Origin of the sequence: Craterilacuibacter sp. (genome assembly GCF_051659485.1) — a bacterium.
In the GTDB taxonomy this organism is placed as follows: Bacteria; Pseudomonadota; Gammaproteobacteria; order Burkholderiales; family Chromobacteriaceae; genus Craterilacuibacter.
Genome location: NZ_JBOFOO010000148.1, coordinates 1 through 13,572 on the forward strand (window position 1 = coordinate 1; position 13,572 = coordinate 13,572).

Here is a 13,572-nt window from a genome sequence, read left to right on the forward strand (position 1 = left end):
GGTTCGACTCCTCTTACCGGCACCATATAAATCAAGGGCTTAGCCAAATTGGCTGAGCCCTTTTTTTGTCTTTTTTTGCTGTGTAGACACCATGTAGCCAAATTTCAACAGCCAAGCCATCGTTACGGATAGCTTTCTGCTTTTCCTGTTTCATCAATACCGCTGCCCGATCCCCGAACAATTTTTGTGGCGCAATTGGGCGGCTGATAGCGAAGGGCTGACCGGCGAAGCCTTGCTTTATTTCGTCAACGACGACCTGTTCGGCAGCCTGAAAAACCTGCCCTCCGACATCAGGCTCAATCCCCGTGGCTATGTGGTGCGCGAGGCGTTTTCCGTCGCCTTCAACTACATGAAAAACGGCACCCTGCTCAAGCAGGTGATCAATAAGCTCAATGAAATCGACTTTGGCAACAGCGATGAACGCCACCTGTTTGGCGATATTTACGAGCAGACCCTGCGCGATCAGCTCAAGGCCATCCTCGGCGCAGCGCTGGGCAAGGGCGGCGCGGGTAAGTAGCATGAGTGATCGCAGTCAGGAGATTGCCATCTTTGAAGGGGAAAACGGCGAAATCGCCGTCACCCTGCAACAGGGGAAGGTCTGGCTGAACCAAGCGCAACTGGCCGGCCTGTTTGCCAAGAACAAGCGCACCATCTCCGAGCACATTCGCAACCTGTTTAAAGAGGGTGAGCTGGAACAGAGTGCAGTTGTCCGGAATTTCCGGACAACTGCCAGCGATGGCAAAAGCTACGATACCCAGCACGGCAACCTCGATGTCATCATCTCGGTTGGCTACCGGGTCAAATCGCTGCAAGACGGCAGCCTGTGGGGATGGGGTTCCAGGGATGGCTTGCAGCCAAAGCGCTTGTTGGCCGGCGTGGTGGCTGCCACTGGGGGCGATTCCGAAACATTGGCCATGACGAGCAATGAAACGGTCTGGAACTGGCGGGTTGGTTCGCCACCGGCGAAAGTTGATTTTTCTCCGCAATAAGGCTCGTCAATGCAGGATAGAAGGGGAGAAGTAGCAAGCGGACATTGAGCAGCGCTTTGCCGATCGAGTCTGGCCAGGGGCTCAAGGTCAGCAGTAGCCGGTTGCTGCCGGATGACTGATTGGTATGCGGCCGGTTTCGGGTGTCAATCAGTGTCGAATTTTGACTACCGGGCTGCAATCTGCTTTTTTGTATTTTTTTATAAAAAACCCCGGTACGACGTTAAAGTCGTACCGGGGTTTGATTGACTGGCTGTAGCCGAATCAACTACCGATGGTTGCTACCATGATAGCTTTGATGGTGTGCATGCGGTTTTCTGCTTGTTCGAAAGCCAGGCAAGCAGATCCTTCAAATACCTCGTCTGTCACTTCGATGCCGTCAGTGAACTGTGGGTACTGTGCAGCGACCTGTTTACCAACCTTGGTGTTGGTATTGTGGAAAGCTGGCAGGCAGTGCAGTAGCTTGATGTGCGGGTTGCCGGAAGAGGCCATCAGCGCAGCATCGATACGATATGGTGTCAGCAGGGCAATACGCTCGCCCCAACGCTCTACTGGCTCACCCATCGATACCCATACGTCGGCATGGACGAAGTCAGCGTTCTTCACGGCAACTTTAGGATCATTGGTCACGGTCAGGCGGGCGCCGGTTTTCTTGGCGATTTCCTGGCACTGTTTAACCAGTTCTGCATCAGGTTCCAGCCCTTTAGGACCGGCAATGCGTACGTCCATCCCCATCAGACAGCCGATGACCATCAGCGAGTGGCCCATATTGTTGTGGGCATCACCGACATAGGCGTAGGCGATCTGGGACATTGGCTTGTCGCAGTTTTCGGTCATGGTCATCACGTCGCACAGCATCTGTGTTGGGTGCCATGCATCGGTCAGGCCGTTGTAAACCGGAACGCTGGAGTATTTAGCCAGTTCTTCCACATCATCCTGGGCAAAGCCGCGGAATTCGATGGCGTCGTAGAAACGGCTGAGGACGCGGGCGGTATCGGCGATGCTTTCTTTGTGACCCAGTTGCGAGCTAGTTGGATCGATATAGGTTACATGTGCGCCTTGGTCATGAGCAGCCACTTCGAACGAGCAGCGGGTGCGGGTCGAAGTCTTTTCGAAGATCAGGGCGATGTTCTTGCCTACCAGGCGCTGCACTTCATTGCCTGCATATTTTGCACGCTTCAGATCACGAGCCAGATCCAGCATGTGTTGCAGCTCGCGTTGGGTGAAGTCCAGCTCTTTCAAGAAATGACGTTGTTTCAGATTGAAAGCCATTTTGACGCTCCTAGTGATTAAGACTGCCATAACGCACTCCACGGACTGTTGTGGGTGAAGTGCCTTTAACCAACCAACTAAAAAACCTACTTTATTTATCTAGAGATCACGCTTGATACAAGGCGAAATCAAAAAACATACAGCAAATTAAAATTTACTTATCGACTAATACAGTTGTAGCACACTACTTATTTTTTGCCATGACATCAGGCATTAAATTCAATGCAGAGCCCGACTGCGCAGCAGATAGTGACGCAGGTATTTCCAGCTCACATAGCCCACTACCAGCGCCGCGATCCACAGTTCGAAATCGGCGATTGCATGCAACTGCGACACATATTCGGAAGCAAAGCCCCATGCGCCCATCTGTGCTGTCAGCTTGTAGAGTGCGGTGGCGCCGATCACCATAGGGAAAGTGAAGGCTGCATACGCTGGTGAAAACGGTAGACGCATCAGGCGCAGGAAAAAGAGGTAGATCACACTGGTCATCAATACTGCAATCCCGGCCAACAGGCCAACCAGCAAGGGCGAAGGCTGTTGTATTACGGTCAGATACCCTGCCAGTGCCAGACTGGCTGGTGCAGCCAGAATTGCGAGTGTCGGTTTGGCAGCATCGGGAATCTCACTGGCAAAAACCAGACGATAGATCATCAAGGGTAACATGATCAGGTAGCAGACCAGACCAAACACAATCAGTCCCTGTGCCAGCCATAGCAGTGCGCCTCCGGGAAAGCTGACGGCTGCGACGATAATGCCGACCGGCGGAACAAACCAGCTGGGCACCATATGGTGCAGGCGGAAGTCACGGGCACGGTGCCAGATAAAGGTTGCCAGAAAAGCCACATGCAGGCCGATAGCCAGTAGCCAGACGGTCAGCCCCAGAGGCAGTGAAAACAGCGAGATGGCCTTGGACACCACCATTAAAGCCATGGCCATGGTCGGCACTACACTACCGGCAACCGGGTGAGCCAGATCCTGATACAAAAGACGCGGCGCATGGATAAACTTGAGCAATAAGGCCAGTAATAAAACGCTGGCAATCGCGGCACCAGCCAGCTGGAACAGACCGCCTGCCGGCATGAAGTTTTCCCAGCACCAGCCCAAGCTGGCAATGCCCAGCGCCAGCCCGCCCATCGGGGTCGGGATAGCACTCAAGCGGGTGCTCAGGTTAGCCTTGGCGGCTTCGTTTGTCGGTGTGTGCAGAATGTTTTCCATGCTGATCTCCTTATCGCAGCAGGTATTTCAAACCACCTGACTGCTTTGGTATCGATAGACAACACTGTACGTCTGGCAGAAAATAAATAATATCTGGATGTTTTTTACACAAAGTAAACAAAAAATTGACAACACATCTGACCTTACGCCAGCTGCAGGCTTTTCTTTCCACTGCTCGTCTGGGCTCGCTCGCCCTTGCTGCCGAAGAGCAGGGCTTGAGCCGGGCTGCGCTTAGCCAGTCATTACAGGAGCTGGAACGGCAGCTGGGCTGCATTCTGTTCGACCGTAGCGGCTACCGCTTGCGGCTGAATGCTTCGGGAGAAACACTGCTGCCGATGGCCGACGAGTTGCTGACGCGTGCCCTGCAGATCGAGCAACTGTTCGGCGAGCCGGACAAACTGCCGACCCGGCTGCGTTTGGGTGCCAGCGATACCATAGGCAGCTATTTGCTGCCCAAAGTCGTCGCGGGGCTGCTGGCCCGCTTTCCGGATGTAGAAATTGATGTCGGTATCCACAATAGCCAGACCCTGTTCGGCCAGCTGCAACGCTACGAGCTGGATATGGCACTGGTCGAAGGTGAAGTACTCGATGCCAATTTGTCGGTCAGCGCCTGGCGCGAAGACACCTTGTGGATTGTCGCGCCCAAGGGATATGCGCTGTCGCATGGCACGGCCATAGACTGGGCTGCATTGCGCCAGCAGCGCTGGATCGTGCGGGAGGCAGGCTCCAGTAGTCGCGTGCAATTCGAACAACTCATATTGCCACAATTGGGCAATACGCCGGATACGCTGACTTTCAATGCTTCCGAGGCGGTGGTGCAGGCGGTGATTGCCGGTCTGGGCTGCGCACTGGTGTCATCACTTGCGGTGGATAAACGGGTAGAACATGGCATTCTGGAGCGGCTTGAACTGCCGCTGAAGTTCAGCCGGCCGATGACGATTGTCACGCTGAAAAACCATTATGCAGCGCCAAGAACCGCCCAGATTATCCAGTGGCTAGCCGGGCAGAATGATCCGGTGCCGGATGCGCCGATGGCCAAGCCCGGGTAATTTGGGTGATTTCCTTGAGATGCATTGCGTGCTTGTTGTGGATCAGGCCCGCCGTTGATATGCAAGCAAACCCGTCCGCAGCTGAAAAAATGACGGGCGAGGCACGAGCCAGTACGTAATTGTTCAGGGGGCGGCGACCCTGCTAGGGGCTTTGACAAACTGCATGTTTGCTGTGCACTATGGCATGGTCATGCTTGGTCGCCTGTCGCGCCCCGGTACTGACACCACCGAAAAGGAATGGTCATGAATACCATCGCTTCGGCCTCTACTATCTTGCCGACAGCCTGCCTTGTGCCCAGTTGGGTCACGCTAGACCCCATGCTGGCGGACGACTTCCCGCGCGCCTGAGTTTCTTCCTGTTTGACGGCCCCAGGGCCGAATCCTGCTTGATCAAACACGTACCAACTGACCGCACTCCCTGTGCGGCAGGGAGACACGCATGGCCAGACGCATACCCGAACCCTTTCGTATCAAGATGGTGGAACCTATCCGCCAGACTACGCCCGACTATCGCCGCGCCAAGCTGGCCGAGGCCGGCTGGAACCCGTTCCTGCTCGATGCGGAAGATGTATATATCGACCTGTTGACCGACTCGGGCACCGGCGCGATGTCGGACCGGCAGTGGGCCGGGCTAATGATGGGCGACGAGGCCTACGCCGGCAGCCGCAACTTCAAGCATTTGCAGGCGACGGTGGCCGAGGTGTTCGGCTACGCCCACACCATTCCCACCCATCAGGGGCGAGGCGCCGAGCAGATTCTGTTTCCCGAACTGGTGAAGCGCTGCCGTGGCGCTGCGCCGCTATTCGTCTCCAACTATCACTTCGACACCACCAAGGCGCATGTGGAAATGGCCGGAGGGCGGGCGCTGAACGTGCTCGATGCACGTGCGTTCGACACCACCACGCCTTACGACTGGAAGGGCAACTTCGATCTGGCACGTCTGGAGACCGTGCTGGACGAGGCGGGCGACAACGCCGCCGGCCTGATCATCACCATCACCTGCAATAGCGCCGGCGGTCAGCCGATGTCCATGGACAATATCCGCGCGGCAGCGACGCTCGCGCGGGTGCGCGGCGTACCGGTGGTGATTGATGCGGCGCGCTTTGCCGAGAATGCCTGGTTTATCCGCGAACGCGACCCGGCATATCGCACGGCCGCGATTGCCGATATCGTGCGCGAGATGTTCGCTTACGGCGATATGTTCACCATGTCGGCCAAGAAGGATGCGCTGGTGAATATCGGCGGGCTGTGCTGCTTCAAGAATGATGTCGATCTGTTTCGCGCGGTGCAGGTGCGCTGCGTACCGATGGAAGGCTTTGTCACCTATGGCGGTCTGGCCGGGCGCGATATGGAAGCAATGGCGATAGGGCTGCGTGAGGGCATGGATGGCGCTTACCTCGATTACCGTATCGGCCAGGTCGCGTATCTGGGTGAGCGTCTGGCTGCGGGCGGCGTGCCTATTCAGACGCCGACCGGCGGGCATGCGGTGTTTGTCGACGCGAAAATGATGCTGCCGCATATTGCGGCCAGCCAGTTTCCGGCACATGCCTTGGCGTGCGAGCTGTATCTGGAAGGCGGCATCCGTGCCGTCGAGATCGGCTCGCTGCTGTTGGGGCGCAATCCGCAAAGTGGCGAGCAGGAGGCGTCGCCGTTCGAGTTGATGCGGCTGACCATTCCGCGCCGCGTCTATACCAATGACCACATGGATTACATCGCCGACTGCCTGATCGATGTTCTGGCGCGCGCGCCCTCGGTGCGCGGGCTGGACTTCGAATACGAGCCGCCCATCCTGCGCCACTTTACCGCCCGCCTGAAGCCGTGCTGATGCACGCGTAGCGCCATGCGCCCGCAGCCGCAAGCTGCGGGCGATCCCGATTGGGAGAATTCCATATAACTGATAAGATCGGATGATTGCGATTATCCGGTTATTGCCCCATGAAATGTCCATTTTGCGGCCATGCCGACACCCAGGTGATTGATTCCCGGGTCAACGAGGATGGCACCAGTATCCGCCGCCGCCGCCGTTGCCTGTTGTGCGAGAAGCGTTTTACCACCTTCGAGAATGCCGATGTGCGCATGCCGCAGGTGGTGAAAAGCGGAGGCCACCGTGCCGAATTCGATGTGGCCAAGGTGCGTACCAGCTTTTTGCGTGCGCTGCACAAGCGTCCGGTGCCGACTACGCTGGTCGATGCCGCTATCGACCGCATCTGCCAGCGCCTCTTGCAGCTGGGCGAGCGTGAGATCGATTCGCGCGCCATTGGCGAGATGGTGATGAACGAGCTGGCGAAACTGGACAAGGTGGCTTATGTGCGCTTTGCCTCGGTCTACAAGAGTTTTCAGGATATTTCCGAGTTTACCGACGCGATCAATGAAATCGAGAAGTCCGACGACAAATCGTGATGACGGAAGCCATGATGCCGTTTAGTGCCGCCGATCATCTCTATATGCAGCAGGCCTTGCGTCTGGCCGCGCTGGGCCTGAATACCACCACCCCCAATCCGCGCGTGGGCTGCGTGATCGTGCAGGGCGAACGGGTGGTTGGCGAGGGCTGGCATGTCCGGGCCGGCGAGCCGCATGCCGAGGTGCATGCCTTGCGGGCGGCCGGCGTACTGGCGCGCGGCGCCAGTGCCTATGTCACGCTGGAGCCGTGCAGCCATCACGGGCGCACGCCACCTTGTGCGCAGGCACTGATCGATGCCGGTGTCGCACGCGTGGTGGCGGCCATGGTCGACCCTTATCACGAAGTGGCCGGCCGTGGTCTTGCCATGCTGGAAGCGGCCGGCATCAACACCGCGTCGGGGCTGCTGGAGCACGAGGCGCGGGCGCTGAACAAGGGGTTTTTGTCGCGGGTGAGCCGCGGCCGGCCCTGGGTCACGCTCAAGGCCGCAGCCAGCCTGGATGGCAAGACGGCTTTATTAAACGGACAGAGCCAGTGGATTACCGGGCCACAGGCGCGCCATGATGTGCAGGCGCTGCGTGCGCGCTCTTGCGCCATCCTGACCGGCAGCGGCACGGTGCTGGCCGACAATCCGCAGCTAACAGTGCGCGAAATCGCAAGCGGGCGTCAGCCTTTGCGTGTGGTGCTGGATGGGGCGCTGCGAACTTCACCCGCTGCCCGCATTTATGGCATGGATGCCCCGACCCTGCTGGTGACGGCAGTGAGCGACGTGACGCGGCATCAGGCCTGGCGCGCGCGCGGGGTCGAGGTGCTGGCCTTGCCCGCTGGCGATGGCCAGGTGGATCTGGCGGCGCTCATGGCGGCTCTGGCCGCGCGCGGGGTGGGGGAGCTGATGGTGGAAGCCGGCGCGGCCCTTGGCGGGGTGCTGTTTTCCGCCGGTCTGGTTGATGAACTGGTGCTGTATCTGGCGCCCTGTCTGATCGGCGATGCAGCATGCGGCCTGTTTGCCTGGCCGGCGCTGCAAAGCCTGACCGACAAGCAGCAACTGACGGTGAGCGACATGCGCATGGTGGGGGCGGATATCCGCCTGACGCTGAATGTGAACGGGGTAGGTGCAGGTGGATAAGGCTTATCTGGAGGTCGCGCGGCAGGCTTATCTGCAGCTATTGGCGGGCAAGGGGGCGCAGGCACAGGTGCTTGCGCGCCGCCGTCGTTTGCTGGAGGCACTGAATACGGCACTGCAAGGACTGCCTTTGCAGCCTGGGCATTACCGGCAGGCGGTGGATGGTTTGCTGGCGCAGTGTGAAGCCGGCGAACATCCGGCGGTGCTGGCGATGGCCCGCGAATACTATTATTTCTGGCTGGGCGATGTTGCCCGTCTGGCACGGGTCAACGCCCGCAGCGATTTTTTTACGACCCATCATCTGCAGCTGCCGCTGGCCGGATCATTGATTGCTTTGCAAGCGCAAATGGAGCAAAGCGGATTTAACGATTTTCCGCCCTCGCTGGCGATCTATCTGGGCGAGCTGTATGAAAATGATGCCAATGCAAAGATGCAGGCCGAGTGTGAAATGCTGATCAAGCTCTTGCTGTTTTTATTGCGCGACCAGCCCCATCACCCGGATAGCTACCGTATGGCGGTGGATGGCATGCTGCTGCAGCTTGAAGATGAGGTGTGGCGCAATGATCTGCTGCAGGTGACGCGCGAGTTCTTCTATTACTGGCTGACTTTTCCGCGTGCCAGCGTGCGCGGCTAGCGGGCTTATTCTGTCTGCAGGCGAAATAGCCGTGTCAGCGCAATAGCCAGCAGCGGCAGCAGCATGCCGGCCAACATGGCCGCCAGCAGCAGCGGGGTCAGCTCGCTGTAATCGGCGGGTGTCATCAGTGCCCCGCTGGCTGCATCGCGTACCTCGCGTGTCAGCGTGAAGATACGGTTCAGGTATTTGGTGCCCAGTTCGCTGGCCGATAGCGCCAGATTGGTGAATGAGGCCATCACCGCAAAATAGGTGGCCTTGAGCTCGGGCGGGGCCGAGTTGGCTATCCAGACCAGCATCGGGATCATCGCAATCTGGCCTAAGGGCGACGATAGCGCCGTGTCTACCAGCGCAATAAAATGGGCATCAACGAGCCCGCCGCTAAGCATCGCCGTCCACTGGTGCAGCCCCAGACTCATGGCCAATGTGGGCAGCGATAGCAGGAACTGGGCGATGGTGAGCACCACGATCACATAGAGCATGGAACGCTCGGCCATAAAGCGGCGCAGCGCAAACATGCCGGCCAGGGTCAGGGCGCTGGCTATCAGCGACAGCGTGGCAAAAAAATGCGGGTCAAAGCCCAGTGCATCGATGCTCCACCAGGTGACGCCGGCACCGGGGGAAGGGGCGGCGCGAAACATGAAGATCAGCAGTGCAGTCCCTAGCAGGGTACGGCGCGCGTCTGGCGTCAAGGCCCGGGTCAGGCGTGCCATCAGCAGGGCGATGATGCCCAGCGAGCCGGCTAGAATCACCTCCTGCCCGTATTCCGCCTCCGAAATACCCATGAGCAGCGTAAACAGGGCAAAAACCGCACTACCGCCCAGCAGGCTCCAGTTGACCGGCGTGCTGCCGGCTGCGCCTGCGGTCAGTTCGCCTATCTGTGCTGCCGATAAACCATGGCGCTGCAGTTGTTTGACTTGCCGGCGCCTGAGTTGGCCGGCAAGGATAAGGCCTGCGATTGAAACCAGCGGGATCAGCAGCGCCAGTAGATAGATATCGCGGTACAGCACGGCCTGTTCGCGGCGCGGCAAAGCTTCGCTCCCGTCAAACAGCCACAGGTTGGCCAGCGCGACCAGTACGCTGCCGCCGATGATGGCGACGCGGCCCAGCGTCTGCATAGTGGTGTGCATGGTGCGGATTTCTTCCTGCGGGCGGGCTGTGCCGTCGCTACGGATATGCGGCACCGCTTCTACCGTCATGGCATCGGCGACCGCATCCTGCAGCACATAGCCTATCGGGGCGAGCAGGGTGGCCAGCACATACCACGCGTTGACGTGCATCAGCGCGGCCATCGCCTCTCGCTGCCCGATCAGCAGCGCCATGATGGACAGACTAGTGGCGATCAGTGCCGCACCCAGATAGACCAGCCAGTTCTTATGCCGCCACATCAAATCGACCAGATGGCCCAGCGGCATTTTCAGCGCCCATGGAATGCCGGCCCAGAACCCCAGCGTAGCCAGAAACTCGGCCGACAGGCCCAGATAGTCCTTGACGAAGAAAGTGCCGACGATGCCGGTCAGCCCCTGAATGCCGGCGGCGACATAGACCATCAGCGGCGGCAGGTAGCTTAGGCGCATCTCGCGTCCCAGCGCGAACACATTGGCGTCCAGCCAGCCCAGTATCCGCCCGGGCCGCGGGCGTTCGGCATCGGCGCGCACCGGTACCCGCAGCAGAAAATAGGATAGAACGGCCGCGAGCGCAGCCAGCAGCAGACGGTGCCAGTGTGTGCTCACCAGCAGCATCGAGCTGCCGAAGGAAAGCAGCATCAGGGTAAACGCCCACGGCTTGATGCCCGGCGGCATGCTTCGGTGCATCTGCCACTCGCGGATAATGGGGCCCAGCAGCTGGTGGGCCAGCAAGGCGTTATGCAGCCGGGTCGAGCTGCGGGCAAAGCAGGCGGCGGCCAGAAGTACGAAGGGGGTGGTCGGCAGTAGCGGCAGGAAGATGCCGATAATGCCCAGCAGCAGCGCCAGACTGCCGCAGGCGGCCAAGAGGATGCGCAGCGCGCGCGAAGTGTGCGGCTGCGGCATGCCGGGTTGGCCGTTCACGGCTTTATTCGCCGCTGAACACAGGTTTGCGCTTTTCGACAAAGGCGCGCACGCCTTCGCGTCCATCGGCGCTCTGGCTCTGCGCGATGATGGTGCGTGCTTCCAGCGCCAGATGCGCATCCAGCGTGTTCTGGTGTGTTTCCAATAGCAGGCTCTTGACCCTGCCGTAGGCGCGGGTCGGCCCCTGGGCCAGACGCCTTGCCAGAGTGGCGACGGTGTCGGCCAGCGCCTCCGCAGTCACCACCTGATTGACCAGCCCCCAGTCCAGCGCCTCGGCGGCTGTTAGCGTGCGACCGGTCAGGTACAGTTCGCTGGCACGGCGCTGGCCGATCAGGCGCGGCAGCAGCCAGCTGGAGCCGCCATCCGGCGTATAGCCTATCTGGGTGTAGGCGGTGGTGAAGCGTGCGTTATCGCTGCAGATGGCGATATCGGCCAGCGCCACCAGACTCAGCCCGACACCGGCGGCCACGCCGTTGACGGCCGCGATGATGGGGGTGTCCAGACGCATCAGGCGCGCGATGGCGATGTTCAGCGGATCGGTCATCTCTTGCAGCAACTCGCCTACGCGTTCGGATTGCGCAACAAAGGTCGATACGTCGCCGCCGGCACAGAAAGCCTTGTCGCCGCTGCCGGTGATGACCACCGCACGCACCTGCTTGTCGTGCGACAGGTGGCTAGCGATGTCGGCCAGCTCGATAATGCCGGAAGTATTGAGCGCATTGAAGGCGGCCGGGCGGTTTAGCGTGATCCAGCCGATGGCATCGCGGATTTCAAAATCGATCATCGTGTTGTCCATCGTATTTCCCCATGTGTTGGTGCGGGCCTGAGGCCGGCGGTTTTTTGCCACAGCATATACCAAACGGGTTGTTCGCGCAGGCGCTCAGCCGTGCTAAGGTCGGCTTGTTACCGAGTCAACCATAAGGAAACCACCATGGGCGCCCCCGTCAAACCCGTCATTACCCTGGCTGATCTGGACAAGCTGGATATCCGTTGCGGCACCATCACCGCAGTGGCCGATGTGCCGCGCTCGGACAAGGTGGTGCAACTGAGTGTCGATTTCGGCGACTTCAGCCGCACCATCGTGTGCGGTATCAAGCAGGAACGCGATGACTTGCAGGCACTCATCGGCCTGCAGGCCCTGTTTGTGGTCAACCTCGCGCCGAAGAAAATCTGCTCGGTGCTATCGGAGGGCATGATGTTCGATATCGGCTACGCCGACGGCCTGTTGCCGGCGGCGCTGGCACAGCCCGAGTTTGCTGTGCCCAATGGGGTGCGTGCCGGCTAAGAGCGTGTTCACGATCTGCTGCGCGGGCGGTGTAGGGCACGCCATACCCGCCAGCCCAGCAACAGGCCCAGCAGCAGGGCAAATGCCAGCGGCCGGGCCAGATCGGATTTAGTTAGCCACCAGAAATGCAGCACTGCGAGCCCTGCGGCCGGGTAGATCAAGCGATGCAGTCGGCTCCAGCGCCGTTTCAGGCGGCGCATCCAGCCATCGGTGGAGGTGATGGCCAGCGGCAGCAGTAATAGCCACACGCTGAAGCCCACTACGATATAGGGGCTTTTCATGATGTCGTCGGTGATGATGGCCGGGTCGGCGCCGGACAGCACCAGATAGATCGCCAGATGCACACAGGCATAAAAAAAGCAGTAGACACCCAGCATACGGCGTAGACGCATCAGTGGTGGCCAATGCGCGACCCTGACTAGCGGTGACACAGCCAGGCTAGCCAGCAGCAGGCTGAGCGCCCACCAGCCGGTTTCGCGCGTCAGATAGTCGGCCGGATCGGCCACGCTCCCGCCATAGACCCGCCATGCCGCATTGAGTAAGGGCAGGGCGCACAGGATAAACAGTAAGGGTTTGGCCCAGACGGGCAAGGGCTGTTGCGCCATCAGAACCAGCGCCTCAGATCCAGTTTTGAATACATGCCGGCCACCTGTTCGCCGTAGCCGTTGAACATCAGCGTCTTGCGGCGCGAGAATTCGCCGATACGGCGCTCGTTGGCCTGACTCCAGCGCGGGTGATCGACTTCGGGGTTCACATTGGCAAAAAAGCCGTATTCGCTAGGCGCCAGTTGCTGCCAGGTGGTGGCGGGCTGGTGTTCGAGCAGATTGATGGCGACGATGGACTTGATGCTTTTAAAACCGTATTTCCACGGCACCACCAGCCGGATAGGCGCACCGTTTTGCTTGGGCAGGGTTTCTCCATACAGTCCGACTGCCAGCAGGGTCAGCGGATTCATGGCTTCATCAATACGCAGGCCTTCGCGGTAGGGCCACGGCAGCAAATCGCTGCGCTGGCCCGGCATCTGGCTGGGGCGCTCCAGCGTAACAAACTGCACGAAGCGTCCCTTGCTGGTCGGTTGTACTTGTTGCAGCAGGCTCGCCAGCGGCACCCCTATCCACGGAATCACCATCGACCAGCCTTCGACACAGCGCAGGCGGTATACCCGTTCCTGTAGCGGCGCGATCTTGAATAGCTGATCGTAGTCCAGCGTCAGCGGCTTGGCGACATGGCCGCCTATCTTCAGTGTCCACGGATCGACGACAAGCTGCCCCGCGTATTTGGCCGGATCGGTCTTGCTGCTGCCGAACTCGTAAAAATTGTTGTAATCGGTGATCTCGGCCCGGGTGTTGGGTTTTTCAGTGAGCGAGTAGGGCCCGGGCGCAGCCTTGAGCGTAGCGGCGTGCGCGGCGGGCAGCAGCAGGCCGGCAGCGCCTGCCGCCCCGGTGGCCAGAAAACGGCGCCGGTCGAGGTAGACCTCCTTGGGCGTAATTTCCGAAGGCAGTGGCGCTTGCGGGTCGTGCAGTCGTATCAGCGGCATGGCGGTTCCTTAAAGGGCGTGCTTGCCT

The 13,572-nt window shown here is 59.7% G+C and carries 14 protein-coding genes; 8 read left to right on the plus strand and 6 right to left on the minus strand.

Annotation, left to right across the window (positions count from 1 at the left end):
* Positions 1-184 precede the first annotated feature (184 nt).
* Both ACRC1E_RS05105 and ACRC1E_RS05110 read left to right on the plus strand, forming a co-directional pair.
* Positions 185-517 (plus strand): hypothetical protein, encoded by a 333-nt coding sequence (locus tag ACRC1E_RS05105; RefSeq protein ID WP_438514028.1) that lies wholly within the window; start codon positions 185-187, stop codon positions 515-517.
* Position 518: 1 nt separating this feature from the next.
* Positions 519-989 carry a hypothetical protein gene (locus tag ACRC1E_RS05110; protein ID WP_438514029.1) on the plus strand — a complete coding sequence of 157 codons (471 nt, stop codon included), beginning with the start codon at positions 519-521 and terminating at the stop codon, positions 987-989.
* A gap of 261 nt (positions 990-1,250) precedes the next feature.
* Here the strand turns inward: ACRC1E_RS05110 and ACRC1E_RS05115 are convergent, their stop codons facing one another.
* Positions 1,251-2,258 carry an ornithine carbamoyltransferase gene (locus ACRC1E_RS05115; RefSeq protein WP_438514030.1) on the minus strand — a complete coding sequence of 336 codons (1,008 nt, stop codon included), beginning with the start codon at positions 2,256-2,258 and terminating at the stop codon, positions 1,251-1,253.
* 219 nt (positions 2,259-2,477) lie between these two features.
* Positions 2,478-3,473 carry a TDT family transporter gene (locus tag ACRC1E_RS05120; protein WP_438514031.1) on the minus strand — a complete coding sequence of 332 codons (996 nt, stop codon included), beginning with the start codon at positions 3,471-3,473 and terminating at the stop codon, positions 2,478-2,480.
* A 125-nt stretch (positions 3,474-3,598) separates the two neighbouring features.
* Between ACRC1E_RS05120 and ACRC1E_RS05125 the strand changes: the two genes are divergently transcribed.
* The 5 genes from ACRC1E_RS05125 to ACRC1E_RS05145 all read left to right on the plus strand — a co-directional run bounded on the left by ACRC1E_RS05125 (position 3,599) and on the right by ACRC1E_RS05145 (position 8,677).
* Positions 3,599-4,522 carry a LysR family transcriptional regulator gene (locus ACRC1E_RS05125; protein ID WP_438514032.1) on the plus strand — a complete coding sequence of 308 codons (924 nt, stop codon included), beginning with the start codon at positions 3,599-3,601 and terminating at the stop codon, positions 4,520-4,522.
* 439 nt (positions 4,523-4,961) lie between these two features.
* Positions 4,962-6,347 (plus strand): tryptophanase, encoded by a 1,386-nt coding sequence (locus tag ACRC1E_RS05130; RefSeq protein ID WP_438514033.1) that lies wholly within the window; start codon positions 4,962-4,964, stop codon positions 6,345-6,347.
* Positions 6,348-6,457: 110 nt separating this feature from the next.
* The gene (gene nrdR / locus ACRC1E_RS05135) at positions 6,458-6,922 is read left to right on the plus strand and encodes a transcriptional regulator NrdR (protein ID WP_438514034.1); all 465 of its coding nucleotides are present in this window, start codon (positions 6,458-6,460) and stop codon (positions 6,920-6,922) included.
* Between the two features lie 14 nt (positions 6,923-6,936).
* Positions 6,937-8,046, plus strand: coding sequence for a bifunctional diaminohydroxyphosphoribosylaminopyrimidine deaminase/5-amino-6-(5-phosphoribosylamino)uracil reductase RibD (ribD, locus tag ACRC1E_RS05140; RefSeq protein ID WP_438514041.1), 1,110 nt, complete (start codon positions 6,937-6,939; stop codon positions 8,044-8,046).
* Positions 8,039-8,677, plus strand: a complete 639-nt coding sequence (locus ACRC1E_RS05145; protein ID WP_438514035.1) for a hypothetical protein — start codon at positions 8,039-8,041, stop codon at positions 8,675-8,677. Before ribD ends, ACRC1E_RS05145 begins: the two co-directional genes overlap by 8 nt.
* A gap of 5 nt (positions 8,678-8,682) precedes the next feature.
* On the opposite strand, the gene ACRC1E_RS05150 is transcribed toward ACRC1E_RS05145, so the two are convergent.
* Entirely contained in the window at positions 8,683-10,722 is a 2,040-nt protein-coding gene (locus ACRC1E_RS05150; protein ID WP_438514036.1) for a DUF454 family protein, read from the minus strand.
* Positions 10,723-10,726: 4 nt separating this feature from the next.
* Positions 10,727-11,506, minus strand: coding sequence for an enoyl-CoA hydratase/isomerase family protein (locus tag ACRC1E_RS05155; protein WP_438514037.1), 780 nt, complete (start codon positions 11,504-11,506; stop codon positions 10,727-10,729).
* Positions 11,507-11,653: 147 nt separating this feature from the next.
* Here ACRC1E_RS05155 and ACRC1E_RS05160 point away from each other — a divergent pair, with 147 nt between their 5' ends.
* The gene (locus ACRC1E_RS05160) at positions 11,654-12,007 is read left to right on the plus strand and encodes a tRNA-binding protein (protein ID WP_438514038.1); all 354 of its coding nucleotides are present in this window, start codon (positions 11,654-11,656) and stop codon (positions 12,005-12,007) included.
* 8 nt (positions 12,008-12,015) lie between these two features.
* Here ACRC1E_RS05160 and ACRC1E_RS05165 read toward each other — a convergent pair whose 3' ends face one another.
* Both ACRC1E_RS05165 and msrP read right to left on the minus strand, forming a co-directional pair.
* The gene (locus ACRC1E_RS05165; RefSeq protein WP_438514039.1) at positions 12,016-12,612 is read right to left on the minus strand and encodes a sulfite oxidase heme-binding subunit YedZ; all 597 of its coding nucleotides are present in this window, start codon (positions 12,610-12,612) and stop codon (positions 12,016-12,018) included.
* Positions 12,612-13,544 carry a protein-methionine-sulfoxide reductase catalytic subunit MsrP gene (msrP, locus tag ACRC1E_RS05170; protein WP_438514040.1) on the minus strand — a complete coding sequence of 311 codons (933 nt, stop codon included), beginning with the start codon at positions 13,542-13,544 and terminating at the stop codon, positions 12,612-12,614. The genes ACRC1E_RS05165 and msrP overlap by 1 nt, the downstream gene beginning before the upstream one ends.
* Positions 13,545-13,572 lie beyond the last annotated feature (28 nt).

Bases quoted from the DNA above. Each gene is read 5' to 3' on its own strand.
- ACRC1E_RS05110 (WP_438514029.1), top strand. From the start codon at position 519: ATGAGTGATCGCAGTCAGGAGATTGCCATCTTTGAAGGGGAAAACGGC.
- ACRC1E_RS05115 (WP_438514030.1), bottom strand. From the start codon at position 2,258: ATGGCTTTCAATCTGAAACAACGTCATTTCTTGAAAGAGCTGGACTTC.
- ACRC1E_RS05120 (WP_438514031.1), bottom strand. From the start codon at position 3,473: ATGGAAAACATTCTGCACACACCGACAAACGAAGCCGCCAAGGCTAAC.
- ACRC1E_RS05130 (WP_438514033.1), top strand. From the start codon at position 4,962: ATGGCCAGACGCATACCCGAACCCTTTCGTATCAAGATGGTGGAACCT.
- nrdR (WP_438514034.1), top strand. From the start codon at position 6,458: ATGAAATGTCCATTTTGCGGCCATGCCGACACCCAGGTGATTGATTCC.
- ribD (WP_438514041.1), top strand. From the start codon at position 6,937: ATGCCGTTTAGTGCCGCCGATCATCTCTATATGCAGCAGGCCTTGCGT.
- ACRC1E_RS05155 (WP_438514037.1), bottom strand. From the start codon at position 11,506: ATGATCGATTTTGAAATCCGCGATGCCATCGGCTGGATCACGCTAAAC.
- ACRC1E_RS05160 (WP_438514038.1), top strand. From the start codon at position 11,654: ATGGGCGCCCCCGTCAAACCCGTCATTACCCTGGCTGATCTGGACAAG.
- ACRC1E_RS05165 (WP_438514039.1), bottom strand. From the start codon at position 12,612: ATGGCGCAACAGCCCTTGCCCGTCTGGGCCAAACCCTTACTGTTTATC.
- msrP (WP_438514040.1), bottom strand. From the start codon at position 13,544: ATGCCGCTGATACGACTGCACGACCCGCAAGCGCCACTGCCTTCGGAA.